24 protein-coding genes are annotated in these 23,043 nt (G+C 71.8%); 12 read left to right on the plus strand and 12 right to left on the minus strand.

Translation table 11 applies throughout. The features are described 5' to 3' along the window. The 6 genes from AC2D8W_RS11710 (at window position 1) to AC2D8W_RS11735 (ending at window position 4,330) form a co-directional block, all read left to right on the plus strand. Window positions 1–1,362, plus strand: coding sequence for a hypothetical protein (locus AC2D8W_RS11710; protein WP_484671685.1), 1,362 nt, complete (start codon window positions 1–3; stop codon window positions 1,360–1,362). Beyond that, window positions 1,359–2,315 carry a glycosyltransferase family 2 protein gene (locus AC2D8W_RS11715; protein ID WP_484671686.1) on the plus strand — a complete coding sequence of 319 codons (957 nt, stop codon included), beginning with the start codon at window positions 1,359–1,361 and terminating at the stop codon, window positions 2,313–2,315. Before AC2D8W_RS11710 ends, AC2D8W_RS11715 begins: the two co-directional genes overlap by 4 nt. Next, window positions 2,315–3,040 (plus strand): class I SAM-dependent methyltransferase, encoded by a 726-nt coding sequence (locus AC2D8W_RS11720; protein ID WP_484671687.1) that lies wholly within the window; start codon window positions 2,315–2,317, stop codon window positions 3,038–3,040. The genes AC2D8W_RS11715 and AC2D8W_RS11720 overlap by 1 nt, the downstream gene beginning before the upstream one ends. Then, window positions 3,037–3,429, plus strand: coding sequence for a GtrA family protein (locus tag AC2D8W_RS11725; RefSeq protein ID WP_293480397.1), 393 nt, complete (start codon window positions 3,037–3,039; stop codon window positions 3,427–3,429). The genes AC2D8W_RS11720 and AC2D8W_RS11725 overlap by 4 nt, the downstream gene beginning before the upstream one ends. 109 nt (window positions 3,430–3,538) lie before the next feature. Beyond that, window positions 3,539–3,961, plus strand: coding sequence for an Hsp20 family protein (locus tag AC2D8W_RS11730; RefSeq protein ID WP_293480398.1), 423 nt, complete (start codon window positions 3,539–3,541; stop codon window positions 3,959–3,961). A 111-nt stretch (window positions 3,962–4,072) separates the two neighbouring features. After that, window positions 4,073–4,330, plus strand: coding sequence for a DUF1150 family protein (locus AC2D8W_RS11735; RefSeq protein ID WP_293480400.1), 258 nt, complete (start codon window positions 4,073–4,075; stop codon window positions 4,328–4,330). 7 nt (window positions 4,331–4,337) lie between these two features. Here AC2D8W_RS11735 and AC2D8W_RS11740 read toward each other — a convergent pair whose 3' ends face one another. From AC2D8W_RS11740 to AC2D8W_RS11755, 4 genes are all read right to left on the minus strand, one after another. After that, complete coding sequence (locus AC2D8W_RS11740) at window positions 4,338–6,200, minus strand: sulfatase-like hydrolase/transferase (protein ID WP_484671688.1); 1,863 nt, start codon at window positions 6,198–6,200, stop codon at window positions 4,338–4,340. A gap of 6 nt (window positions 6,201–6,206) precedes the next feature. Then, the gene (gene ptsN, locus AC2D8W_RS11745; protein WP_484671689.1) at window positions 6,207–6,671 is read right to left on the minus strand and encodes a PTS IIA-like nitrogen regulatory protein PtsN; all 465 of its coding nucleotides are present in this window, start codon (window positions 6,669–6,671) and stop codon (window positions 6,207–6,209) included. A 69-nt stretch (window positions 6,672–6,740) separates the two neighbouring features. Continuing rightward, window positions 6,741–7,370 carry a ribosome hibernation-promoting factor, HPF/YfiA family gene (gene hpf / locus AC2D8W_RS11750; protein WP_484671847.1) on the minus strand — a complete coding sequence of 210 codons (630 nt, stop codon included), beginning with the start codon at window positions 7,368–7,370 and terminating at the stop codon, window positions 6,741–6,743. 32 nt (window positions 7,371–7,402) lie between these two features. Then, window positions 7,403–8,026, minus strand: a complete 624-nt coding sequence (locus AC2D8W_RS11755; protein ID WP_293480407.1) for an exopolysaccharide biosynthesis protein — start codon at window positions 8,024–8,026, stop codon at window positions 7,403–7,405. 180 nt (window positions 8,027–8,206) lie between these two features. Between AC2D8W_RS11755 and AC2D8W_RS11760 the strand changes: the two genes are divergently transcribed. From AC2D8W_RS11760 to AC2D8W_RS11785, 6 genes are all read left to right on the plus strand, one after another. Beyond that, window positions 8,207–9,073 (plus strand): FAD binding domain-containing protein, encoded by an 867-nt coding sequence (locus tag AC2D8W_RS11760; RefSeq protein ID WP_293480409.1) that lies wholly within the window; start codon window positions 8,207–8,209, stop codon window positions 9,071–9,073. Next, complete coding sequence (locus AC2D8W_RS11765; protein ID WP_293480411.1) at window positions 9,070–9,555, plus strand: (2Fe-2S)-binding protein; 486 nt, start codon at window positions 9,070–9,072, stop codon at window positions 9,553–9,555. The genes AC2D8W_RS11760 and AC2D8W_RS11765 overlap by 4 nt, the downstream gene beginning before the upstream one ends. Then, window positions 9,552–11,837, plus strand: a complete 2,286-nt coding sequence (locus tag AC2D8W_RS11770) for a xanthine dehydrogenase family protein molybdopterin-binding subunit (RefSeq protein ID WP_484671690.1) — start codon at window positions 9,552–9,554, stop codon at window positions 11,835–11,837. Before AC2D8W_RS11765 ends, AC2D8W_RS11770 begins: the two co-directional genes overlap by 4 nt. A 2-nt stretch (window positions 11,838–11,839) precedes the next feature. After that, window positions 11,840–12,085, plus strand: coding sequence for a MoaD/ThiS family protein (locus tag AC2D8W_RS11775; protein WP_293480415.1), 246 nt, complete (start codon window positions 11,840–11,842; stop codon window positions 12,083–12,085). Window positions 12,086–12,173: 88 nt separating this feature from the next. Beyond that, window positions 12,174–13,814 (plus strand): sensor histidine kinase, encoded by a 1,641-nt coding sequence (locus AC2D8W_RS11780; RefSeq protein WP_484671691.1) that lies wholly within the window; start codon window positions 12,174–12,176, stop codon window positions 13,812–13,814. Further along, window positions 13,815–14,540: a response regulator transcription factor gene (locus AC2D8W_RS11785; protein WP_484671692.1), complete on the plus strand. Its 726-nt coding sequence runs from the start codon at window positions 13,815–13,817 to the stop codon at window positions 14,538–14,540. A gap of 66 nt (window positions 14,541–14,606) precedes the next feature. On the opposite strand, the gene AC2D8W_RS11790 is transcribed toward AC2D8W_RS11785, so the two are convergent. The 8 genes from AC2D8W_RS11790 to AC2D8W_RS11825 form a co-directional block, all read right to left on the minus strand. Next, window positions 14,607–15,170 (minus strand): hypothetical protein, encoded by a 564-nt coding sequence (locus tag AC2D8W_RS11790; RefSeq protein WP_293482321.1) that lies wholly within the window; start codon window positions 15,168–15,170, stop codon window positions 14,607–14,609. Window positions 15,171–15,284: 114 nt separating this feature from the next. Further along, window positions 15,285–15,917 carry a hypothetical protein gene (locus AC2D8W_RS11795; protein ID WP_484671693.1) on the minus strand — a complete coding sequence of 211 codons (633 nt, stop codon included), beginning with the start codon at window positions 15,915–15,917 and terminating at the stop codon, window positions 15,285–15,287. Between the two features lie 14 nt (window positions 15,918–15,931). Beyond that, the gene (locus AC2D8W_RS11800) at window positions 15,932–16,627 is read right to left on the minus strand and encodes a DUF2490 domain-containing protein (RefSeq protein ID WP_293482319.1); all 696 of its coding nucleotides are present in this window, start codon (window positions 16,625–16,627) and stop codon (window positions 15,932–15,934) included. Between the two features lie 98 nt (window positions 16,628–16,725). After that, window positions 16,726–17,343 carry a YceI family protein gene (locus AC2D8W_RS11805; RefSeq protein WP_484671694.1) on the minus strand — a complete coding sequence of 206 codons (618 nt, stop codon included), beginning with the start codon at window positions 17,341–17,343 and terminating at the stop codon, window positions 16,726–16,728. A gap of 114 nt (window positions 17,344–17,457) precedes the next feature. Then, complete coding sequence (locus AC2D8W_RS11810) at window positions 17,458–18,417, minus strand: calcium-binding protein (RefSeq protein ID WP_484671695.1); 960 nt, start codon at window positions 18,415–18,417, stop codon at window positions 17,458–17,460. Window positions 18,418–18,507: 90 nt separating this feature from the next. Then, window positions 18,508–20,352, minus strand: coding sequence for a winged helix-turn-helix domain-containing protein (locus AC2D8W_RS11815; RefSeq protein ID WP_484671696.1), 1,845 nt, complete (start codon window positions 20,350–20,352; stop codon window positions 18,508–18,510). 130 nt (window positions 20,353–20,482) lie between these two features. Next, the gene (rpoN, locus tag AC2D8W_RS11820; RefSeq protein ID WP_484671697.1) at window positions 20,483–21,973 is read right to left on the minus strand and encodes an RNA polymerase factor sigma-54; all 1,491 of its coding nucleotides are present in this window, start codon (window positions 21,971–21,973) and stop codon (window positions 20,483–20,485) included. Window positions 21,974–22,250: 277 nt separating this feature from the next. Next, entirely contained in the window at window positions 22,251–22,970 is a 720-nt protein-coding gene (locus AC2D8W_RS11825; RefSeq protein ID WP_484671698.1) for a glutathione S-transferase family protein, read from the minus strand. Window positions 22,971–23,043: the final 73 nt, after the last annotated feature.

Genomic DNA, 23,043 nt, shown 5'->3' on the forward strand with positions numbered 1-23,043 from the left:
ATGGCGCCGCCCGCCTCCCCCCGTGACGCGCTGAGCCGGGCGCCGTGGTTCGCCGCGGCGGTGTTCTCGGCCCTGGCCGCCGTCGCGTTCGCCTGGCCGAGCTGGCCGGGCTTCATGTCGTACGACAGCCTGCTGGCCTACGAGCAGGCCCGCTACGGCGTCGGCACCAGCCTCTGGCCGCCGCTGCACACCTACATGTTCGTGGTCAGCCGCGCTGTGGGGGCCGACACCTGGGGCGTCCTCCTCTTCCAGACCTTTGCGCTGCTGTTCGGCGCGGCGCTGGTCCTGCACAGCCTGGTCGCCCGCCGGCTTCTGGCCTGGACGCTCTGGGCGCTGTTCGCGGGGGGCCTCGTCTTCTTCCCGACCCTCCTGGGGTCGATGATGGCGCAGTGGCGCGACGTGCCCACCGGCGGGTTCGCCGTCCTCGGGCTGGGTCTCTGGCTGCAGGCGGCGCGCGCGCGCTCATGGCCGCTCCTGGCCCTCGCCGTCGTGGCCTTCGGGCTTTCGGTGGGGCTCCGCTACAACGCCCTGGTGCTCGTCGCCCCGGCCCTCCTCCTGATGGTCTGGCGGCCCTTCCTGGCGAACGCCGCGCCGCTGGCGGCCCGCACGGCGACGCTGGCCCTGGTCGTCGCGAGCCTGGGCCTCGCCTGGGCCTCGACCCAGTGGCGCCTTCCCGACCTGGTGCGGATGCCCGACGCCCGGAACATCGCCGGCACCCAGCTCTTCGACGTGATCGGCGTCTCGGCCTGCGCCGGGGTCAACTACCTGCCCCGCGGCGTCACCAACGGCCAGCCGATCACGGTCGCCCAGATCCGCCGCGCCTACGACCCGCGGCATCTCCTGCTCACGCTGAAGCCCAAGCCCGGGGTCCCGAAGCTGATGGAAACCGACGCCGGCGGCCAGGTGGGCCGGGTCTGGACGCAGCTCGTCACCGCCGAGCCGGCCTGCTACCTGGCGCACCGCTCGGCGGTCGCCGCCGAGCAGATGGGCATGCTGAAGTCCGAGGTCTTCTATCCGGTGCACGGCGGCATCGACGCCAACCCCTTCGGCCTGCGCCTCGCACGCCCCGAGCTCGCCGCGCGGGTGTCGGGCTATGTGGAGCGCGCCGCGCCGGAGTTTCCCCGGCGGCCGTTCTGGCTCTATCTCTTCGCGGCGGTCCTGACCCTCGCCGCGGCGCTGCGCGCCCGGGCCCACGCGGTGCTGCTGCTCGCGATCCTGGCCGGCGCCCTGGCCTACCCGGCGCTGCTCTTCGTCGCCGGCCCGGCCGCGGACGCCCGCTACATCTTCCCGTCGAACGCGCTCGCCCTGCTTCTCGGCGTCGCGGCGCTGGGCCTCCTCGCAAGTCCGGGAGCGCGGCGATGAGCGACGCCTTGCGCACACGCCACGGCAAGACGCTGAGCCTCGTCATCCCGATGCACGACGAGGCGCCGGTGCTGGACCTCTTGTTCCAGCGCCTCGACGAGACCCTTGGCGGGCTGGGTGTCCAGCTGGAGATCGTCTGCGTCGACGACGGCAGCCGCGACGACACCTGGGCGCGCCTGCAGGCCCGCGCCGCGACCGATCCGCGCCTGCGCCTGATCGGCCTCTCCCGCAACTTCGGCAAGGAAGCCGCGCTGACCGCCGGACTGGAGATGTGCCGCGGCGACATGGTGGCGCCGCTCGACGCCGACCTGCAGGATCCGCCCGAGCTGATCGCCGAGTTCATCAGCCTGTGGGAACAGGGCTACGACGTGGTCTACGGCGTGCGGGCCGACCGCTCCTCCGACACCCGCGCCAAGCGCTGGAGCGCCGGGGCGTTCTACCAGCTGTTCAACGTCGTGGCCGATCAGGCCATCCCGGCCTCCACCGGCGATTTCCGCCTCATGGACCGCGCGGTCGTCGAGGCGCTGAAGCGCCTGCCCGAGCGCAACCGCTTCATGAAGGGCCTCTTCGCCTGGGTCGGCTTCCGGCAGGTGGGCGTGCCCTACACGCGGCCCCTGCGCGCGGCGGGCAGCAGCTCGTGGCCCTACCGGCGCCTGTTCCGTTTCGCCCTGGACGGCATGACGTCCTTCTCCACCGCGCCGCTGCGGGTCTGGACGCTGGTGGGCGTGGGCTCGGCCGTGGTCGCGCTGCTGGCGGCCCTGGCGATCGTGATCCGGGTGCTGGTCGTCGGCCGCGACGTCCCCGGCTACGCCTCGCTGATGGTGGTGATCCTGTTCGCCTTCGCCCTGCAGATGATCGCGCTCGGCGTCCTCGGCGAGTACATCGGGCGGATGTACCAGGAGGTGAAGGGCCGGCCCATCTACCTCGTGCGCGACCGCGTCGGGTTCGACTGATGGAGCGCCAGGTCTACGATCGGATGCGCGCGCTCGAGCAGACGCACTGGTGGTTCGCCGCGCGCCGCGAGATCCTGTCGTCCGAGATCGCCCGCCTGCCGCTGCCGAGGCCGGCGCGGATCCTCGAGGTCGGATGCGGCACCGGCGGCAACCTCGAACTGCTGAAGGCCTTCGGCGACGTCCAGGCGATCGAGCCCGACGCCGAGTCGCGCGCCTACGCGGCCGAGCGGTCGGGCGTGACCGTGCAGGGGGGGCTGCTCCCGGCCGGCCTGCCGGACCTCGGCGGACCGTTCGACCTGATCGCCGCCTTCGACGTGATCGAGCACGTGGACGACGACGCCGGCGCCGTCGCCGCGCTCGCCGCGCGACTGAAGCCCGGCGGCGCGCTGGTCACCACCGTCCCGGCCTGTCCGTGGATGTGGAGCGAGCACGACGAGCATCATCACCACAAGCGCCGCTACCGGCTGCCGGCCTATCGGCGCCTGTTCGAGGCCGCCGGCCTGAAGGTGCGCCGCGCCACCCACTTCAACACCCTGCTCTTCCCGCCCATCGCGGCCGTGCGCGCGCTGAAGGGGGCCGCTGGGCTCAAGGGCGACGACGAGGCGCTGCCGCCGGCCTTCGCCAACCGCCTCCTGCGCGGGGTCTTCGGCGCGGAGACGGCGCTGCTCCGGCTCGGGAGCCTTCCGTTCGGCGTCTCGATCCTGCTGATCGCCGAACGGCCGTGACCGAAAGGCCGCTGGTCCACCAGGTCTCGCTCTTCGCCGTTGTCGGCGCCGCGGCGACGCTGATCCATGTGGCCGCCGCCCTGACGGCGCGCGAGGCGGCGGGCCTCGCGCCCCTGCAGGCCAACCTCGCGGGCTATCTCTGCGCCGTCGGCGCGTCCTACTTCGGCAACGCCTGGCTCACCTTCCGGCGGCCGGTGATGCACGGGCCGCAGTTCGTGCGGTTCCTGGTGGTCTCGCTGGCGGGCCTGGCCCTCACCCAGGCGCTGACGTGGCTGCTCGTCCAGCGTCTCGGCTGGCCGTTCTGGGCAGGTCTCGCGGTGGTGGCGGTGGCGACGCCGGCGCTGTCCTTCATCCTCCAGCGCACGTGGGCGTTCGGGCTGCGGTCGTAGGACCGTTGCAATTGGCCGGGCCTCATACCATCTGAACAGCGTCCGGTTGCACCGAGCCGATACCGGGCGGTTCGACCGGAGAGTCGCTTCTTTCGAGGACTCCGTCTGGATGAACCGTAGCCTGATCTTCGACAGTCCGTTCCTGCTGGGTTTCGAGCATACCCGAAGCCTCATCGAGCGGGCGGCCAAGGCGGCCGCCGAGAGCTATCCCCCCTACAACGTGGAGGATATCGGCGACGGCGCCCTGCGCATCACGCTGGCCGTGGCCGGGTTCGCCCCCGACCAGCTCAGCGTCACCGTCGAGGACCGCCAGCTTGTCGTCGCCGGCAAGCGGGAGGGGGCCGCGGGAAAGTCCGAGGACTCCTACCTCCACCGCGGGATCGCCGCGCGGGGCTTCGTCCGAAGCTTCGTCCTGGCGGACGGCATGGTGGTGGAGGGGGCGACCCTGGAGCACGGCCTGCTCCACATCGACCTGGCCCGGCCGGAGCCCGAACTGCGCGTTCAATCGATCCCGATCCGAACCCGAAGTTGAGCTCCACCGAAGACTAGAAGCCTGGGACGCCGGAATTGCCCGGGTCCCGCCAAAGGAAAGGCAGACTGAACCCGTGGCCTTTCGAAGCGTTAGTGCCCCCCGGAGGTGGTCATGATGACACCTGTTCTATCGATGGAAGCGTTTGCCGCGCTCGGCGCCCCGAACCTGGTCTATGTCCGGCCCATCAAGGCCGCCGAGATCATCGCCAGCACGCCCGCGGCGCAGATCGAAAGTTTCGAGCTCGACCCCGAGCAGACCCTTTACGCCGTGCATCGCGCCGACGGCGAACGGCTCGCCGTCCTGACCGACCGCAACGCGGCGGTGGCCGCGGCGCTGGCCCACGAACTCGCGCCGGTCTCGGTGCACTGACCCCGAGCTACCCTCCGAAGATGAGGCTGTCGGGCCGATAGCGCCCGGTCAGCCGCAGCTCCAGCCGTCGCGCCGCGCTGCGGATGTACTCGTCGCCGCCCGCCGCCAGGGCCCGGCGCACGGCCGGCAGCGCGGGGGCCGCCCCCTGGCCGAGGTCTTCGAGCGCGTTGAGCGCCTGCAGTCTGACGCGCGGCGCGGGCGCCTCGTCCAGCAGGCGCGCCAGCGCGATGGCCGCCGTTCCGGGCGCCGAGGCGCCGATGGCGGCCGCCAGGGCGACCCGCACCTGCGGGGACGGCTCGATCCGGCTGCGGGCCTCGGCCTCGGCCCGTGCGCCCCCTGCCGCCGCAGGCGCCAGCATGGCGATCCCCAACGCGGACCAGTAGCGGATCACCTCGTTGTCGTCGGCCAGCCCCCGGCGCAGGGCCGGCAGGTTCTTCGCGTCGCGCTGCGCCGCCGTGGCGGCCAGGGCTATGATCCGCGCCAGCGGATAGGCGCCCGGGGCGCGGCTTTCCGCGAACCCTTCCAGCGGCGAGCCTTCGGGGATGAAGCCGTTGTCGTGGATGGCCAGCATGTGCGCATCCAGCGCCCGCCGCAGCCGCGCCAGGACCCCTGCGGCGCGAGGGGACGCCGCCAGATTCTCGAGTTCGTCGGGGTCGGCGCGAAGGTCGTACAGCTCCTCGTACGGCCGGGACTCGAAGAAGCGTCGCGCCGCCGGCGTCAGGCGGCCTGCCAGATGCTCCGTTTCCAAAGACCTGTAGGCCGCCGACTGCCACTCGTACGCGCCGTGCCGGCCCGCGGCGAGGTGGGGCATGTAGTTGCGGATGTAGCGCCACCGCCCGTCCGTGACGGTCCGCACCAGGTCGTAGACCTCGTCCATCCGCCCGCGCATGCCGAACGCGTGGCGGCCCGCCGCCGGCGCCCGCGTCCCGAACAGCGCCGCGCCCTGCATCTGCGGCGGCGGTGTCGCGCCGGCCAGCGCCAGGACGGTCGGCGGCAGGTCGATCAGGCTCACCGCGCGTTCGACAGTCCCGCCCGGCAGGGCCGGAAGCAGGTGCGCCCACTTCGGCGGCGCCATGACCACCAGCGGCACGCGCAGACCGGCGTCGTGGCAGTAGCGCTTGGACCGGGGCAGCACCCCGCCGTTGTCGGCGAAATAGAAGACGATGGTGTCCTCGGCGAGGCCGTCCGCCGCGAGCTCGGCGAGCCGCCTGGCCAGCTCGCCGTCCATCCGCTCCATCAGGTTGTAGTACGACGCGATGTCCTGCCGGACCTCGGGCGTGTCGGGCAGATGGCCCGGCACGCGCACGTCCTGCGGCTTCACGCGCCCGGGCGTGGGCCGGAAGACCTGCGACTCGTGCGTCGCGCCAAAGTTGAAGACGCTGAAGAACGGCTTGCCGGGCGGCCTCGCGCGCCAATGGGCCTGCCCCCCGTGCTCGTCCCAGATGGCCGTGGGGTCGAGGTCGCAGTTGTAGTCGGTCTTGGCGTTGTTGGTGCAGAAGTAGCCCGCGTCGCGCAGCACCTGTGGGGTGGCGCGCCACGACGCCGGCAGCCGGGCGACGGCGCGCATGTGCTGGGCCGGCGCACAGGTCTCGGGATAGGCCCCGGTGATCAGCGCAAAGCGCGAGGGCGCGCAGACCGGGGCGGTGGAGAAGGCGTTCGCGAAGCGCACGCCCCCGGCCGCGAGCCTGTCGATGGTCGGCGTGTGCGCCAGCCGGTCGCCGTAGGCGCCGACGTAGGGATTGTTGTCCTCGCTGACCAGCCAGAGGATGTTGGGCCTGGGCCCGGCCGCGTGAGCCGCCGGGCCGGAGGCCGCCGCGCCGGCGGCGGTGGCGGCCAGCAGGGAGCGCCGCGAAAGCCGACCCCCCGCCATCGGCGGTCAGGCGGCGGGGCGGTGCGCGTCCTGGACGAGGAGCGCGTGAACGGCGTCGGCCGACCGCGCCTTGCGCAGCTGCTCGCGCAGATCGCCCTGCCGCAGCAGCCGCGACACGCGCGCCAGCGCCCGCAGGTGGTCGGCGCCGGCGTCCGGCGGGGCGAACAGGGCGAAGAGCAGGTCGACCGGCTGGTCGTCCACGGACTCGAATTCCACGGGCGCCTCGAGCCGGACGAACACGCCCCGCATCCGCTGCAGGCCCGCGAGCCGCGCGTGCGGCACCGCGACCCCGTGGCCAACGCCGGTCGAGCCCGCGGCCTCGCGCTCGGCCAGCGCCTCCAGCACCACGCCCGCGTCGAGGCCGAAGTTCCGCGCCGCGATCTCGGCGATCACGGCCAGCGCCTTCTTCTTGTTGCCTGCGCTCGCGCGCATGGAGATCGCCGAGCGATCCAGCAGCTCACCGATATGCATGGTCTTGAACAGCAACCCCAATTCCGAAGGGCCCGCCGGACGCGCGGGCCGCCTGCGGCCGCAATGCAACTAGTGGGCCGGACCGGACCCGTCTCCTGATCCGTTACGGCTCCTGGTCCGTTCCGGATCAATCCATCCGATATTCCCGTCGGGGCGGCGATATACCACCGAAAGGCCGCCGTGCGCGGCGTTGCGGAACACGATTGTTTGAGCTTCGGTCAGATCCAGCTCCATGACCGCCCCCGAAACGGTCATCGTGCGGATCGGCTTCTCCGTCTCGGCGATGATCATGGGCTCGGAGAAGCTCTGGGCCGGCGGCTCGGCGTCGGACTCGTCCTCGTCGTCGGTCGCCGCGATCACGAAGTAGGCCGCGCTCTCGGCCTGCTTGGCGTTGGCCGCGATGGAGTGGTCCTTGAGCCGGTTCTTGTAGCGCCGGATCCGCTTCGACATCTTCTCGAGGGCGGCGTCGAACGCCAGGTGCGCGTCGTTGCCGACGCCGTGCGTCGTGAGCTGCTGGCCCGAGGCCAGGGTCACCGCGCAGTCCACCTTGAAGGCGGCCCCCTCGCGGCTCACCACGACATCGGCCCCGCCTCCGTCGCGGTCGAAGTACTTGGAGATGGAGTTGGAGAGTTCGTCGGCGACTCGGCTTCTCAGAGCCTCGCCGACATCGACGTGCTTACCGGTGACTTGGACTTGCATGGGCATGACAACGCGCCTCGCTCCTAAAGGTGTCAAGCACCTGAAATGACCGCCCAGAAGTGGGTAAACGTGCGGACGATGATGTGGGCCGCCAGCACCAGGATGGACGCCGAGGTGATCGCCATCGCGTAGCCCACGAGGGCGATCACGCCGTCGCGCTGGATGAGCGCGAACGAAAGCGCCGAGACCGAGAGGGCGGGCAGGATGTTGCCGCCGGGGATGGGCAGGATGAGCACCAGGGCCAGGGCCAGGCAGACCACCCCGATCAGCCGCTCGCCCAGCGGGCCGAACAAGAGGGCCAGCCGCGGCCTGGAGACCGCCTCGACCCGACGCAGCCATCCCACGAAGCGCGGCAGGGTCTTCTTCAGGTCCGCGGTGGAGATGGTCCGGTCCTTCACCCCCGCGGGAAGCCACGGCGCCGAGGCCCCGATGATCAGCTGCGGCGCGAGCACCACCAGCGGGAAGCCGAAGATGGTGGTGGCCCCCGGCGGCAACGGCAGCATGCAGGCGAGGCCGAAGACGAACAGCAGCGCGCCGATCGCACGCCCGCCGAACAGCTGCGTCAGCTCCGCCACCGAGATGCGCGCGCCGTCGTGGTGGGCGACATCGGCCAGGATGGCGGAAAGTGGACGCTGCTTCTCGAATGACTCGGCCATCGCTGTTCCATCTGGCGCTTCGCCTAAGCTGCGCCAAGTGCCGGAACGCGAATTGTGACGATCCCGGTTCCCGACCTCGCGCCGCCGCTTGCGTGACGTTGGGTCGCGCGGGATCATGTGGCGTCCGATGGCCGGGCCGGGGCCGGCGTCGGACACTCGACCCCCTGCAGCGGAGGCTCCGTGACTCAGCTCGCCTATCTCGCTCCATCCAGCGCCGAGGAGGCGGCCGCCGCGCTGGCCCGGGACGGGGCCCGGCCGCTCTCGGGCGGCACCGACCTCCTAGTGCAGCTTCGCGCCGGACGGACCCGGCCGGCGGTCGTCGTCGACCTCAAGGCCGTCGCCGGCGCCATCGGCGTCCGCGAACAGTCGGGCGGCTTCGTCATCGGCGCGGCGACGCCGGGGGCCGTGCTGGGCGAGCACGCCGCCCTGTCGCGCGCATGGCCGGGCGTCGTCGAGGGCGCCACGCTCATCGGCTCCACCCAGGTGCAGGGCCGCGCCAGCCTGGGCGGCAACCTCTGCAACGCTTCCCCGGCCGCCGACGGCGTGCCGGCTCTGATCGCCGCCCGCGCCACCTGCGTCATCGTCGGACCCGGCGGCCGCCGCGAGGCGCCGGTGGAGTCCATCGCCACCGGACCCGGGCAGACGTCCCTGGCCCCCGGGGAGTTCGTGCTGGAGTTCCGGCTCCCGCCCCGTCCGGCGCGGGCCAGCGACGCCTACCTTCGGCTCATCCCGCGCACCGAGATGGACATCGCCGTCGCCGGCGCGGGCGTGAACCTCGTCCTGGACGAGGGCGGCCGCGTGGCCGAGGCGCACGTGGCCGTGGGCGCCGTGGCGCCGACCGCGCTGCTGGCGGCCGAGGCGGGCCGGGCCCTCGTGGGCGGCCGTCTCGACGACGCCGCGCTGGCCGGCATGGAGGCGGCGGTGCGCGCCGTCTGCCGTCCGATCAGCGACAAGCGGGGCACGGCGGAATACCGGACCCGGATCGCCGGAGTCCTGGCGCGGCGCGCGGCGCTGATCGCCTTCGAACGCGCGGGAGGCGTGCGATGAGCAAGATCCATGTGACCACCACGGTCAACGGCGATCCCGTCGAGTTCCTGGCCAGTCCGGGCGCGACGCTGATGGACGCCCTGCGCGACGACCTGAACCTCACGGGGACCAAGGAGGGTTGCGGCTCGGGCGATTGCGGCGCCTGCAGCGTGATCGTCGACGGCCGCGTGGTCTGCAGCTGCCTGATGCTCGCCCCCGAGGCCGAGGGCCGCCGGATCGAGACGGTGGAGGGCCTGGCCCAGGGCGGCCATCTCCACCCCCTGCAGCAGAAGTTCCTCGAGCACGCGGCCCTGCAGTGCGGCTTCTGCACGCCGGGCCTCCTGATGGCGTCCAAGGCGCTGCTCGACGCCAATCCCGACCCCACCGAGACCGAGGCGCGGTACTGGCTGGCGGGCAACCTCTGCCGCTGCACGGGCTACGACAAGATCATCCGCGCGGTTCTGGATGCCGCCGCCGAGCTCCGCCAGGAGAGAGCCGCATGAGCGAGACGCTGGAAAAGCCGGCCAAGGCCGCCCTCAGCATCGTGGGCAGCCGCCCGGTCCGCCCGGACGGCGCCGACAAGGTGACCGGCCGAGCCGCCTACGGCGCCGACTTCAACATGCCCGGGCAGCTGGTCGGACGCGTGCTGCGCAGCCCGCACGCCCACGCTCGCATCGTGTCCATCGACGCCAGCAAGGCCCGGGCCCTCCCCGGCGTGAAGGCGGTCGTCACCGCCGCCGACTTCCCCGACCTCGCCTCCGAGGAGCTGGAGGGCGGCGAGGCCGCGGCCAACCTGCGCGACCTGTCGCTGAACGTGATGGCGCGCGGCAAGGCGCTCTATCACGGCCACGCCGTCGCCGCCGTCGCCGCGGTCTCGACCGAGATCGCCGAGGCCGCGCTCGAGCGCATCAAGGTGACCTACGAGGTCCTGCCGCACGTCATCGACGTCGAGGCGGCGATGTCGCCCGACGCGCCGGTCCTGCACGACCACCTGTTCACCGAAGGGCTCGAGGCCCGGCCCGACCGGCCGTCCAACATCGCCAAGAAGCACCGGTTCGCCCGCGGCGACCTGGCCGAGGGCTTCGCCGCCGCCGACGTCGTTGTCGAGGGCCGCTACACCACCAAGGCCACGCACCAGGGCTACATCGAGCCCCACGCCTGCGTGGCGGCCTGGGGCGAGGATGGCCGCTGCGACGTCTGGAGCTCGAGCCAGGGCCACTTCATGGTCCGCACCTTCTGCGCCCGGCTCCTCGGCCTCGACATCTCCGACGTCCGGGTGACGCCGGCCGAGATCGGCGGAGGCTTCGGCGGCAAGACCACCGTCTACCTCGAGCCCCTGGCGCTGGCCCTCTCCCGCGCCAGCGGCCGGCCGGTGAAGATGGTCATGAGCCGCGAGGAGGTGTTCCGCGCCACCGGCCCCACCTCGGGCGGCATCGTGCGCGTGCGGCTGGGCGCGAAGTCCGACGGGACGATCGTGGCGGCCGACGTCGAGTTGACCTACCAGGCCGGCGCCTTCCCGGGCTCGCCCGTGGGCGCGGGCGCCATGACCGCGCTCGCCTGCTACGACATCCCGAACTTCTCCATCGTCGGCTGGGACGTGGTCACCAACACCCCCAAGGTAGCCGCCTATCGCGCGCCCGGCGCCCCCATCTCGGCCTTCGGGGTCGAGAGCGCCGTCGACGAGCTGGCGCTGAAGCTCGGCATGGATCCCATCGCGCTGCGCGAGAAGAACGCGGTGAAGGACGGGACCAAGGCCTCGTACGGCCCCACATTCCAGAACATCGGCTACCTCGACACCCTGGCCGCCATCCGCGAGAGCGAGCACTGGAAGACGCCGCTCGGCCCCAACCAGGGCCGCGGCGTGGCCGTGGGGTTCTGGTTCAACGTCGGCGGCGAGAGCACCGCGGCGGTGCACATCGGCGAGGACGGCAGCGCCGCCGTGGTGACCGGCAATCCCGACATCGGCGGCAGCCGCGCCTCGATGGCGATGATGGCCGCCGAGACCCTGGGCCTCCCCATCGACAAGGTCCGGCCGATGATCGCCGACACCAGCTCGATCGGCTATTCGATGCTCACCGGCGGCAGCCGCGTCACCTTCGCCACCGGCATGGCGGTCGTGCAGGCGGCCGAGAAGGTAACCGGCGAGCTCTGCGCCCGCGCCGCGAAGCTGTGGGACGTCCCCCGCGACCAGGTGGCCTGGGAGGGCGGCAAGGCCGTCTGCCTCGACGCCGCCAAGGACCGCGCGCCGCTGAGCCTCGAGGCGCTGGCGGCGCAGTCCGCGCGCACGGGCGGCCCGATCTCGGGGCAGGCCACGATCAACGCCCAGGGCGCGGGCCCCGGCTTCGGCGTGCACCTCTGCGACGTCGAGGTCGATCCCGAGACCGGCCAGGTCAGCGTCGTGCGCTACACGGCCGCCCAGGACGTCGGCAAGGCGATCCACCCCAGCTACGTCGAGGGCCAGGTCCAGGGTGGCGTCGCCCAGGGCGTCGGCTGGGCGCTGAACGAAGAGTACATCTTCGACGCCGAGGGCCGGATGGAGAACGCGGGCTTCCTGGACTACCGGATGCCGGTGGCCTCGGACCTGCCCATGCTGGACGCCATCCTCGTGGAGACCGCGCCGAACCCGCGCCACCCGTTCGGGGCCAAGGGCGTGGGCGAGGTCCCGATCGTGCCGCCGCTGGCCGCGGTGGCCAACGCCGTCCGCGGCGCCATCGGCGTACGGATGCCCGACCTGCCGATCTCGCCGCCCAAGGTGCTGGCCGCCCTGGACGCCAAGGGCGGCTGACCGTGGCCCGGGTCGTCGCCGGGAGCGAATGCTGGCCCTACACCGGCGGCGCCTCGGAGTTCGAGGTCGAGGCCGGCACGGTGCGCGAGATCATCGCCGCCCTCGACGCCCGCTTCCCGGGCCTGGGCGCGTTCGTGGACAAGCGCATGGCCTTCGCCATCGACGGCGAGATCCACCAGGACGCCTGGTTCTCGCCGGTCGGTCCGGACAGCGAGGTGTTCCTGATACCCAAGATCGGCGGCGGATAGCCTTCGGCCCCGGGGGCCCTTGCGGGAAGGCGATCCGATCCACAGATCCTGCGCCACAGCAGCGCTCTGGAGCCGGGCCGCCGCCACGATGAGAACCGCAGCCGGGGCGCCTCGCCCGCTCTTCTCGACGCGTCTGCTGATCGCCTTCGCCCTGATGGCCTCGCTCGCCGTGGCGCAGGGCGGCGTCGCGGCCTGGATCGCCAATCGGGCGGAGCACCAGGTGCTGCGCGGCCGCGTGGCCGGCGACCTGCAGAGCGGCTTCTGGGAGCTTTCGGCCACCAAGCAGCGACTGCGCGCCTGGTCCCTGCGGGCCCTGATCGGCGCCAACCACGCGCCCGGCGACGGCGAGATGCTGCGCCAGCGGATGGCCGCCACCGTCGTGCGCCTCCAGACGCTCAGCGGCCAGGCGGCGGAGATGGACCGCGCCGTCGGCATCGTCTCGCCCGAGGGCGCTCAGCGCGACGATGCGCTGGCCCTGCTCGCGCAGAGCGTGGTGGCGCTGCGGGCGCCCATCGCCGAGATCAACCGCCGGGGGCCCACCCAGGACGCGCGTTCCGCGTGGGGCCAGATCGAGTCGGTGTTCGACGAGGGCGCCGGGCGGGATCTGCGCGAGCTGCTCAACGACCGCATCCGGGTCGAAGCCGAGATCCTGCAGCGCACGCGCCGCGCCGCCGACGTCTACCTCGAGCGGGTGAAGATCCTGTCCTGGACCGCCACCGGCACGCTGGGGCTGACGGCGCTCATCCTGGCGCTCTACTTCGTGCGGGCCCTGCGCCGGCCGCTGGCGGCCATGTCCGACGGCGCAAAGGCCTTCGAGCGCGGCCAGCTCAACCACCGCATGCCCGTAGGCGGCTTCGAGGAGTTCGCCCGCTTCGGCGCCAGCATCAACCGCATGGCCGAGGAGCTGTCCGCACGGCGCGAGCAGGAGGCCGAGATGCGCGCCGGCCTGGAGGTTCAGGTGGCGTCCCGCACCCGGGAACTGGAGACCGTCCTGGGCGAGTTGCGCGAGGTGGAGGCCCGCCGCCGCCAGCTTCTCGGCGACATCAGCCACGAACTGCGCACGCCCATGACCGCGATCCGCGGAGAGGCCGAGGTGGCCCTGCGGGGCAGCAAGACCATCGACGACTACCGGGAAGCCCTGACCCGCATCACCCAGTCGTCGCGGCAGATGGGCGCCCTGATCGAAGACCTCCTGATGATGGCGCGCAGCGACGCGGAGGTCCTGCAGCTCAACCTCACCCATGTCGACCCCCGCGACCCGCTGGAGGAGGCCCTCGCCAGCCTCTCCTCCGTCGCCCACGAGCGTGGGCTGCAGCTGGACGTGCGCATCGACGATCGACAGGCGTGGGTGAAGGCAGACGGCCAGCGGCTGCAGCAGGTCATCGCGCTCCTGCTGGACAACGCCATCCGATACTCGCACCGGGGCGGGACGGTCCGCGTCCGCGCCGGTTCCGATCCGGACAACTCCCGCCGCTGGCGCCTGGAGATCGCGGATCAGGGGATCGGCATCGCGCCTCAGGATCTCGCGCGCGCCTTCGAGCGCGGCTTCCGCTCCGCGGCGGCGCGCGCCCACCGCGCCGACGGCACGGGCCTGGGCCTTCCGATCGCGCGCACCCTCACCGAGCGCCAGGGCGGCGCGCTCACCCTCGAGAGCCGCGAGGGCGAAGGCACGCGCGCCGTCCTCACGCTCCACCTCATCGACGTCCCCGCCATGAAGGAAACCGCCTAGATGCACATCCTGGTCGTCGAGGACGACGCGCGCGTGTCCGACTTCCTCGATCGCGGCCTGCGGGCCGAGGGGTATCGCGTCCGGGTGGCGCGCGACGGCGCCACGGGCCTGGAGGCCGCCCGCGAACTGGACCGGACGCTCCGCGAGCTGGACCAGAGCGGGGTCATCCTGCTCGACCTGATGCTGCCGGTCATGACGGGCATCGAGGTCTGCCAGACCCTGCGGGCGGCCGGCGTCATGACGCCGATCCTCATGCTCACCGCCCTCGGCGCCGTCGAGGATCGGGTGTCGGGGCTGCGCATGGGCGCCGACGACTACCTGGTGAAGCCCTTCGCCTTCGAGGAGCTGCTGGCCCGCATCGAGGCGCTGCTGCGCCGGCCCCGCGACCAGCGGGCGTCCAGCCGCACCCTCGCGGTCGGCGACCTCGAGCTGGACCGCGGCGCCATGCGCGTCAGCCGCGGAGGCGAGGAGATCGTGCTCACCGCCCGCGAGCTCGCCCTCCTGGAGCTGTTCATGACCGCCCCCGGGCGCGTGCTCAGCCGCGAGCGGATCCTCTCCAATGTGTGGGGCGTCGACGAAGACCCGCTGACGAACGTCGTCGACGTCTACGTGCGGCGGCTGCGGGCCAAGGTGGATCCGCCCGATGCGGCGTCCTTCATCACGACCGTCCGGGGCCTGGGCTACCGGCTCGAGCCCGTGCCCGCCCGCAAGCTCGTGGAGGCCTGACCCCGGCGTGCGAACGCCTCCGCCGCGGGGGCGGAGGCGTCGGCGGCTCCGGGGGAGCCCGGCGTCCTACTTCGCGGCGTAGGGCAGCGAGGAGTGGTGCGCCACGATGCGGATCGCGCCGTCGTCGGTCTTCTTGAACGACCAGCTCTTGTCCACGACCGTCACCTTGCCGTCCTTGTCGGTCATGATGACGTTGCCCACCGTGCTGGCGGTGTCGCCGTGGATCTGGATGGCGGCGTTCCGGATCTCGACGCTGCGCCAGCCCTGCAGCGCGAACCCCTTGTCGTTCGGGTACTTCGCATCCCCGCCCACGAAGTAGGCCAGCGCGCCCTCCTTGGTGGTCCGGAACGTCTGCGGCGAGACCGTGAGGGTCGGCTTGAAGAGCACCGGACCCAGGTTGTAGCCGTAGGCCTTGTCGAGAACCTGGACAGCCAGCGCCTTGGCCTTCGCGTGGCCGTGCGCCTCGTGCTCACGGGCGATGGCCACGAGCGCGTCGCCCCAGGCCTTCTGCGCCGACAGCACTTCGGCCTCGGTCAGAGCGCCCGTGTAGGTCGTGCTCGCCCATGCGGCCGGAGCGGCCGCCACGGCGGCGAACAGGGCGCCGGCTGCGACGATGGAGCGAGGGGTCATGCGTGCTTCTCCTGATCTGCCCGGCGATGATCGCCTTGCGACCGGGGTACGCCTTCACCGTGAACCTCAACTGTCGTGAGAATGAACGGCGGATTACAGCCGCGCCGCAGCCCTTCACCGGCGCCAGGCGTCCACCGCCTGAACGAGCCCCGCCACCTCGGCGGGGGCCAGGCCGACGGTCACATCCTGTCCGTAGGCGTCCTTGAACCGCAGCGGCCAGGCCTCCCGGCCGCCCGGCTTCCAGGCCGCCGCGATCTCGCGGATCACCCGTTCGGGCGCCTCGAACTCGACCCGGACATGCTGCAGGCACAAGGTCGAGGGCTCGGGGCAGCCGTCGTCCCAGCGCCGTACGGCCGAGGGCGGGATCTTCTCCAGCCCCTGCGCGGTGCGCAGGTGCACCACCCGAAGGTCGCGCCGCGCGCCGAGGTACGAGAGTTCGTGGTTCACGCGCCAGCGGACCTCGCCGCCCTCGCGCGACCGCAGCGCCGTCACATAGCCGTCGTTGACCGCCACGCCGTCGGCAGCCGAGCCCCGACGGTGCACAGGCTTCGTGCTGAACCGGATGTGCTCTTCCAGAGGGTCGTCGCGAACCTCGACGCGAGCCGCCACGTCCTCGGGGGTCATGCGCGCCAGCGCGGACGGGACGGGCTTGGGCGCACTGGCCTGGGCCGCGCCGCCGACGGCCAGCAGGACGGTCGCGGCCGCCCAGCCCAGGCGGCGGGAACGCATCGTCGAACGCAGGCGCATGATCGTGTCTCCGGCTAGAACTGGACGGTCAGGGTCACCGAGGCGGCGTGGATCACCGCATCCTCGCCCGGGCGGAAGGTGTGCTGGTGGAGGTAGCCCGGCTCCACGGCCAGGGTGGGAGAGACCGGGATGGAGACGCCGGCGAAGCTGCGCCAGGCGGCAAGCCCGTCGCGCTGGCCCCAGGCGGTGCCGTTCAGGCCGATGAAGGGCTCGGTGGTGACGACCCCGCGCACCTCCCCCGCAAGCGGCGCGGTGAAGCGCAACTGCTGGCGGAGCCGCCATCCGGCGCCCTCGCGGTTCTCGACGCGTCGCTGCTCGAGGCGCGTGCGGCCGGTCAGGGTCGGCCCGCGGCCGTCGCCCGCGATGCGGAAGGCCAGCTGCTGCCAGATCCGGTGCTCGTGGACCGGCGCGCGGCCCAGCTGGCTCGAGCGGTTGTAGACATAGCCCAGGGAGAGCGTGCGCGTTCCGTCCAGCCGCCAGCCGATCGACGGCCGCAGCACGAACTGGCCCAGCCGGCCGGCGTCCTCGTTGAACCGCGCCTGGGTGTCGAGGTTGAACACCCACCGTTCCGAAATCGGCCGCGAGGCCTGCAGCACCGTCCAGGCCTGGACGTCCTCGTCGGCCGCCGCTGCCGGCGCGGGATAGACGGCCAGCGCCACAGCCCCGCCGAACGCCGCCGGGATCGAGACTGCGCGTTTCAAGCTGCTCATCGTCCTTCGCCACTGGAGGCGCGAAGCCTCGGACGAGGGAGCTATTGAGCCGCCGTGAACCTCACCTGTCGGTCAGATGAACGCCGGATTACAGCGCCCTACCCCGGCGCCTTCTCGAAGGCGGCGTCGATCTCGAGGTTCACCTCGTCCGACACGGCGGGGACGGCGTAGCCCAGGCCGAACTCGCTGCGCTTCAGCTTGGCGACGGCCGAGAAGCCGACGGTGGCGGCCTTGGTCATGGGGTTGGCCCCCGCGCCGTAGAACCGGGCGTCCAGCACGACCGGGCGCGTCACGCCGCGCAGGGTGAGGTCGCCGGCGATCTGGGCCTGCAGCCCGTTCACCTTGACGCTGCGCGAGACGAACCGGGCGGTCGGGTGCTTGGCCGTGTCGAAGAGGTCCCCGGTCGCCAGGTGCTTGCCGAAGGCGGGCGAGGTCACGCGCAGGCCCGAGAGCGGAATATCGATCTCGACGCTGGCCGCCTCGGGGCGGGCCGGATCCAGCTTCAGCACGCCCTTCATCTCGCCGACCATCCCCGAAAGCCGCGAGAAGCCCATGTGGTCGACGGACCAGGTGACGATCGTGTGGTTCGGGTCCACGTTGTAGGTCCCCGCCGCGACGGCCCGGGCGGCGGCGGGCGAGGCATTGGGCGACTGCGCCAGCGCGGGGGCGGCGGCGAGACCGACCGTGAGGGCGGCGATGAGGGCGAGGGTGCGCAAGGCTGTGGGCTCCGCTTGAGGATTCTGCGCCTAGAGCTAAGGCCACGCCGCCGCCGCCGATAGCCTCTTGCGCGCAGAAGACTGCTTCCAATCCGGCGCCGGAGCGGTCTCCAGTCAGCCCACGGTGATCCATTCCCCGGTCAAGGAAGACATGGACACGCCCACAAGGACGAGCCGTCCGCCGCCCGTCATGCTGACGACTGTGTCCGCACCCATCTGCGCCAGTGTGTAGGTCGTGCCAGCGTCGAGCAGCACTCGGTCGCCTTCCGCGCGGTTGAAGTCTGTCACCTGATCCAGCCCGGCATCCCCGAAACTGTGGAAGATGTCGGCGCCTGCGCCGCCGCTCATGGTGTCGTCGCCGCGGTCGCCGGACACGTAGTCGGCCCCGGCGCCGCCCTCCAGCCAGTCGTTGTCCTGGCCGCCCCGGATCGTGTCGGCGCCTTCCCCGCCCAGGCAGGTGTCGTTGCCGAGATTCCCGTAAACGAGGTCGCCGCCCGCGTCCCCCAGCAGGCGATCGTCGTTCTTCCCGCCCACGACCCAGTCGTCGCCCAGGCCGCCCGAGGCCGTATCGTTGCCCATGTTGCCGTTGATGTCGTCGAAACCGGCGCCGCCCACGATGGAGTCGTTGCCGCCGTCGCCGCGCAGGTAGTTCGCGCCGCCAGGATCGGTGATCACGTCGTCGCCATCGTTCCCGAAGATGCTGTTGTCGCCGCCGGCCCCGGTGAGCACATCGGGACTGGAGGACCCTCTGACCCCCTCGATGCTCACCAGCCGGTCAAAGCCTGCGACGCCGGTGAACTGGGCGCCGCTCGAAGCCAGATCCAGCGTTATGCTCCCCGGCGCGAAGTCGTAGCTGGCCAGATCGAACCCTTCGCCGCCATCCAGGAGGTCGTCGTCGGCGCCGCCGCCAAGGATGTCGTCTCCGGCCCCACCCAGCAGGGTGTCCATGCCGTGGCCGCCGAACATGCTGTCGTTTCCGCCCAGGCCCGACATCAGGTCGTTGACGTAGGCGTTCCCGAAGTTCGGGTCGGCGTTCAGCGTGTCGTCGCCGGCGCCGCCGGTATAGTCAGCCATCTTCAGCCCTCCTCAGTCGCTGTGCTTGGCTAGCCCGCCGAGCGCCAGCGGCGCTTGAGGTTTGTCTGAGGATTTGCCGAGGATTTGCGCTCAGAGCGCCGCAGCCGCCTCCGCACAACTGTAGGGCAGCGCCGGATCCGCGCAGAAGTCGGGCCATCGCCCCGACGCTTTCCAGTAGGACACCAGTCCCGCCTGCGCGGCGAAGGGCATGAACCGCGCGTCGGCGCGGAACCCCTCCATGTCGCGGTAGAACAGCCACTCCGTCCGCTGGCGCGAGCGGTTCAGCGGCTCCCCGGCAAGGCGATAGGCGGCGTCCACATCGCCCTGCCGCGACAGCATCCGAATGCGCCAGTCCTGCATCACTCCCGCGCAGCTCGGCGGGAGACCGCGGAGCACGCGCCCGGCATCGCCGGCGCGCTGCAGGCGCCCGAGATAGTCCGCGGAGCAACGCTGACCTGCCGAAGAGGCCGCAAGCGGGCCCAGGCGCCTCGCCGCCGCCAGCCCCTCCGCCGGGGGGAGCCACCACACGGCGATCGTAAAGCGGGCCCGCGCGAAGACCGCCGGGTCTTCGGACCGCAGACGCTCCAGCTCCTGCTCGGCCTCCCGAAGATCGCCCAGGGAGTACAGGAACACCGCGGTCGAGGGATCGAGGGCCGCCCCGCGCCAGCGGCCGAGCCGCGCGTTGCGCAGCGCCAACTCCACCGCCTCGCGGGTACGCCCCACGTCGTAGAGGAATTGGGCCCGCAGTGTGCGCGCCAGCATGTCATCGGGATCGAGCTCCAGCGCCCTTGCAAGGTCCCGGTCGCGGGCGATCAGGCTGCCCATGCGGCCAGCCGCCAGGGCGCGGGCCGTGTAGCCGCGCGCGAACTTCGGATCCTGTCGAATAGCGCGTTCCGCGGCTGTCCTCGCCTCCAGAACCAGCGCCTGGTGAAGCTCAGCGGAATTGTCCGCCCCGGCCGCGACGCGGGCAGCCGCGATGGCGCGTAACGCCTGGGCGCCCGCCGACGTGGGCGCCAGGGCCACCAGCCTTCGAGCATCGGCGAGCATCGGCTCGGAACGCCCTTCCAGCAACCCGGCGCACGCCTTGAGATAGTGGCCCATCGCCTCGGGCGGCAGCCGAGGGCGGCTCCGCCGACGGTCCTTCAGCGCACATTCCAGGGTGTAGCTGACGCGGGTCGCTCCCCGGTTCGCCAACAGGCGGGCGCCCTCGGACTCGCTACTGTCGCTCCAGAGCACCCGGCCGCTGCGCCGGTCGATCAGGTTGGTCTGCAGGCGCATTCGCGGGCCGTCCCTCGAGAGCACACCGCGCAGCAGGAACTCCGACCGACCCTCGCGATCACCACCCCCTTCGCGCACCGGCAGGGCGATCTGTACGAGCGCCTCGGCAAGGGTCTGCGCCGCGAGTTTTGCGGCGGCAGAGGCTTCGGCGTCGCCGGCGACGGCCGTCTCGATGGGAAGCAGCTCGACCTCGTCGGTCGCCGTCGTGGTCCGCAGTGCGAGAGCGACCGCAGCCGTCAGAGCGCCCAGGACAAGGACGGCCGCCATCCAGGTTCCGGCGTGCGTGCGACGTGATGGGCGCGGGGAGGTCGGCGTTTCGTTGCTGGTCCCGGCGACGAGGCGAAACCCGACCTTCGGCACCGTCTCGATCAGATAGGCGTCGGGGCCCCACGCCTTTGAGATACGCCGTAGCTGTGAAATCACCCGCGCCACCGCAGCGTCGCTGACGAAGCGGCCCCTCCAGCACCGCTCGATCAGCTCATCCCTCGAGACCGTCTCGTCGGCGTGTTCCATGAGGGTGAGCAGGGCCTGCATCACCAAAGGCTCGACCCGTTGCGTCTGACCGCGGAATGCAAGCAGTCCGCGCGAGGGGGAGACCGTCAGGTCTCCCAGCTTCACGTCCGGGAACTTCGCCAGGTCAACCGCGCCGCCGTCCACGCCCGCCTCCGAAGGTGTCCATGGCTCTACGGCCCGCTCTCAGCTTCGGTTTGGTAACGTCGAAATGCGGCCGCTCCAACGCCGCAGCGCGCCTCTTCGGCTGTCGCGCGGAGAAGCCGCGTGCGCCGCCTCAGGCGTCCACCTTCAGCATCCGCCGCCGCTCCACCGAGGACGGAATGCGCATGGCCTCGCGGTACTTGGCGACCGTGCGCCGGGCGATGTCCACGCCGGCGGCCTTCAGGATCTCCACCAGCCGGTCGTCGGAATGGACATCCGCCTCGGCCTGCTCGCCGTCGATCAGCTGCTTGATCTTGTGGCGCACGCTCTCGGCGGAATGGGCTTCGCCGCCCTCGGACGAGGCGATGGCCGAGGTGAAGAAGAACTTCATCTCGAACAGGCCGCGCGGGGTGGCCATGTACTTGTTCGAGGTGACGCGGCTCACGGTGGACTCGTGCATGCCGATCGCGTCGGCCACGGTCTTCAGGTTCAGCGGCCGCAGGTGTTCGACGCCGTAGGCCAGGAAGGCGTCCTGCTGGCGCACGATCTCGGAGCTCACCTTCAGGATGGTCCGCGCGCGCTGGTCCAGGCTCTTCATCAGCCAGTTGGCCTGCGCCAGGCAGTCCGAGACGAAGGTCTTCTCCTGGTCGTTCCGCGCCTGTCCCGAGACACGTGCGTGGTAGCGCTGGTCGACAAGCAGCCGCGGCAGGGTGTCGGAGTTCAGCTCCACGTGCCACAGCCCGCCCGGCCCCTCCCGGACGTGGACGTCGGGCTGCACGGGCGTCGCCGCCTCGCCGCCCGGGAACGCCGCGCCGGGCCGGGGCGTCAGGCCGCGGATCTCGGCGATCATGTCGCGCAGGTCTTCGTCGTCGACGCCGCAGAGCTTCTTCAGCGCGGGCAGGTCGCGCCGGGCGAGCAGCGGCAGGTTGTCGAGCAGGGCCGCCATCGCCGGGTCGTACCGGTTCTGGTCCTTCAGCTGGATCATCAGGCATTCGCGCACGTCGCGGGCGGCGACGCCCACGGGGTCGAAGCCCTGCACGACGCCCAGCACGCGCTCCACCAGTTCCACCGCGCAGCCCAGCCGCTCGGCGACCTCCGCGGTCTCGGCGCGCAGATAGCCGCCCTCGTCCACGGCATCGATGAGCACGCCCGCGATCACGGCTTCGGCGCGCGACAGGCCGGCCGCGGCGACCTGCTCCTGGAGGTGTTCGGCCAGCGTCTTCTCGCGGGCGAGCGCGCCCTCGAAGTCGCCCTCCTCGCGGTCGAAGCTGCCGCCCGACCCGGCCCGCGACCAGTCGATGGCGCCGCCGGCGTCGGCGGCCTCGGGGGCGTCGCCCGTGGCGCGTTCGCCCGGCGAAGCCTCGTCATGGGTGGTGTCGAGCTCGGCGCGCGCCTCGGCGTCGGCGGCGTGCTCGTCGGCCTTCGCGGCCGCCGGCTCCGGCAGGTCCTCGCCCTCGGCCTCGCGCTCGTCCCGCTGCAGCAGCGGATTGCGCTCCAGCTCGGTCTCCACGAAGGCCTCGAGCTCGAGGTTCGACATCTGCAGCAGCTTGATCGCCTGCTGCAGCTGGGGCGTGATGACCAGCCCCTGCCCCTGCCGAATCTCCAGCCGTGCGCTGAGCGCCAAAACCGATCCCCCTGGCCCGCTTCTTGCTTGCCAAGCTAACCGGCGCTTCCCCACCGACAGGTTAACGGCGCGCCGGAACCTTTCCGGCCGGCGAGGACCACCCGAAAGAGAGGGCCCCCGCTCGTGCGGAGGCCCCAGCGCCTCACCCGTTCGGACGGACCGTCTGGACGGGACAAATGAGGCGCTAAATCAAGAACTTGAGCGCGTTTCGATCCGAAAACCGGTTCCCACTTTTCGGAACGCGCTCCAGGTTGCGGCGACAGCTCCCGCGTGGGGTTCAGGCGGCCTTCGCCGGTTCGAGGTCCCAGGCGAAGTCGGGGTAGAACTGCGCCATCAGCCGGTCGACGTAGGCGACCAGCGTCCCGAAGCCTTCCGCCCGGCGGCGGAGCTCGCCCGAGAAGAACGGCGTCAGCGCGCCGGCCAGCATGGCGAACACCGTGGCGTCCGCGCCGCAGGGCCGGTCGCCGAACAGGTAGCGCCTGTCTCCCAGGATCGCGGCCACCGCCGCCAGCGAGCGCACGCCCAGCGCCACGATCTCGAGGTCCGAATGCCGGCCCATGCCGCCGGCCCGGACGTTGGCGCGCACCTCGTCCAGCACCGCGTCGCGCGCCGCCTGCGGAGCGCCCGCAAAGAACCGGGCGGGCCCTTTGGCGAAGTTCACCGGATCCAGCCAGCGCTCGAACACCATGGCCCAGGCGAAGTGGTTCTCCATCATGCGCTCGACCGCCCAGGCTGTGGCGCGCTGCTCGGGCGAGAGGCCCTCGTCGAAGTCGATGCCGTGCGTGCGTTCGACCCAGCCGCGGATGAAGGTGGAGTCGCCGATGCGGACGCCGTCGGCCTCGATGAAGGGGACCTGCCCCTTCGGCCCGTCGGAGGGCTGGGCGATGCGCTTCTCGTAGGCGAGGCCCGCCATCTTCAGCTGCACCTCGGTCTTGGTGACGAAGGGGCTGATCTCGGGAAGCCCGAAACCCGCGCCGATGCCGTAGAGCGTGATCATCTCAGGTCTCCCGCGTTGACAGGAGCATCCTGGCGGGGCCTTGCTGACACCATCCTGTCAGCAGCTTGGCATG

The sequence above is a fragment of the Phenylobacterium sp. T106 genome (assembly GCF_057219735.1).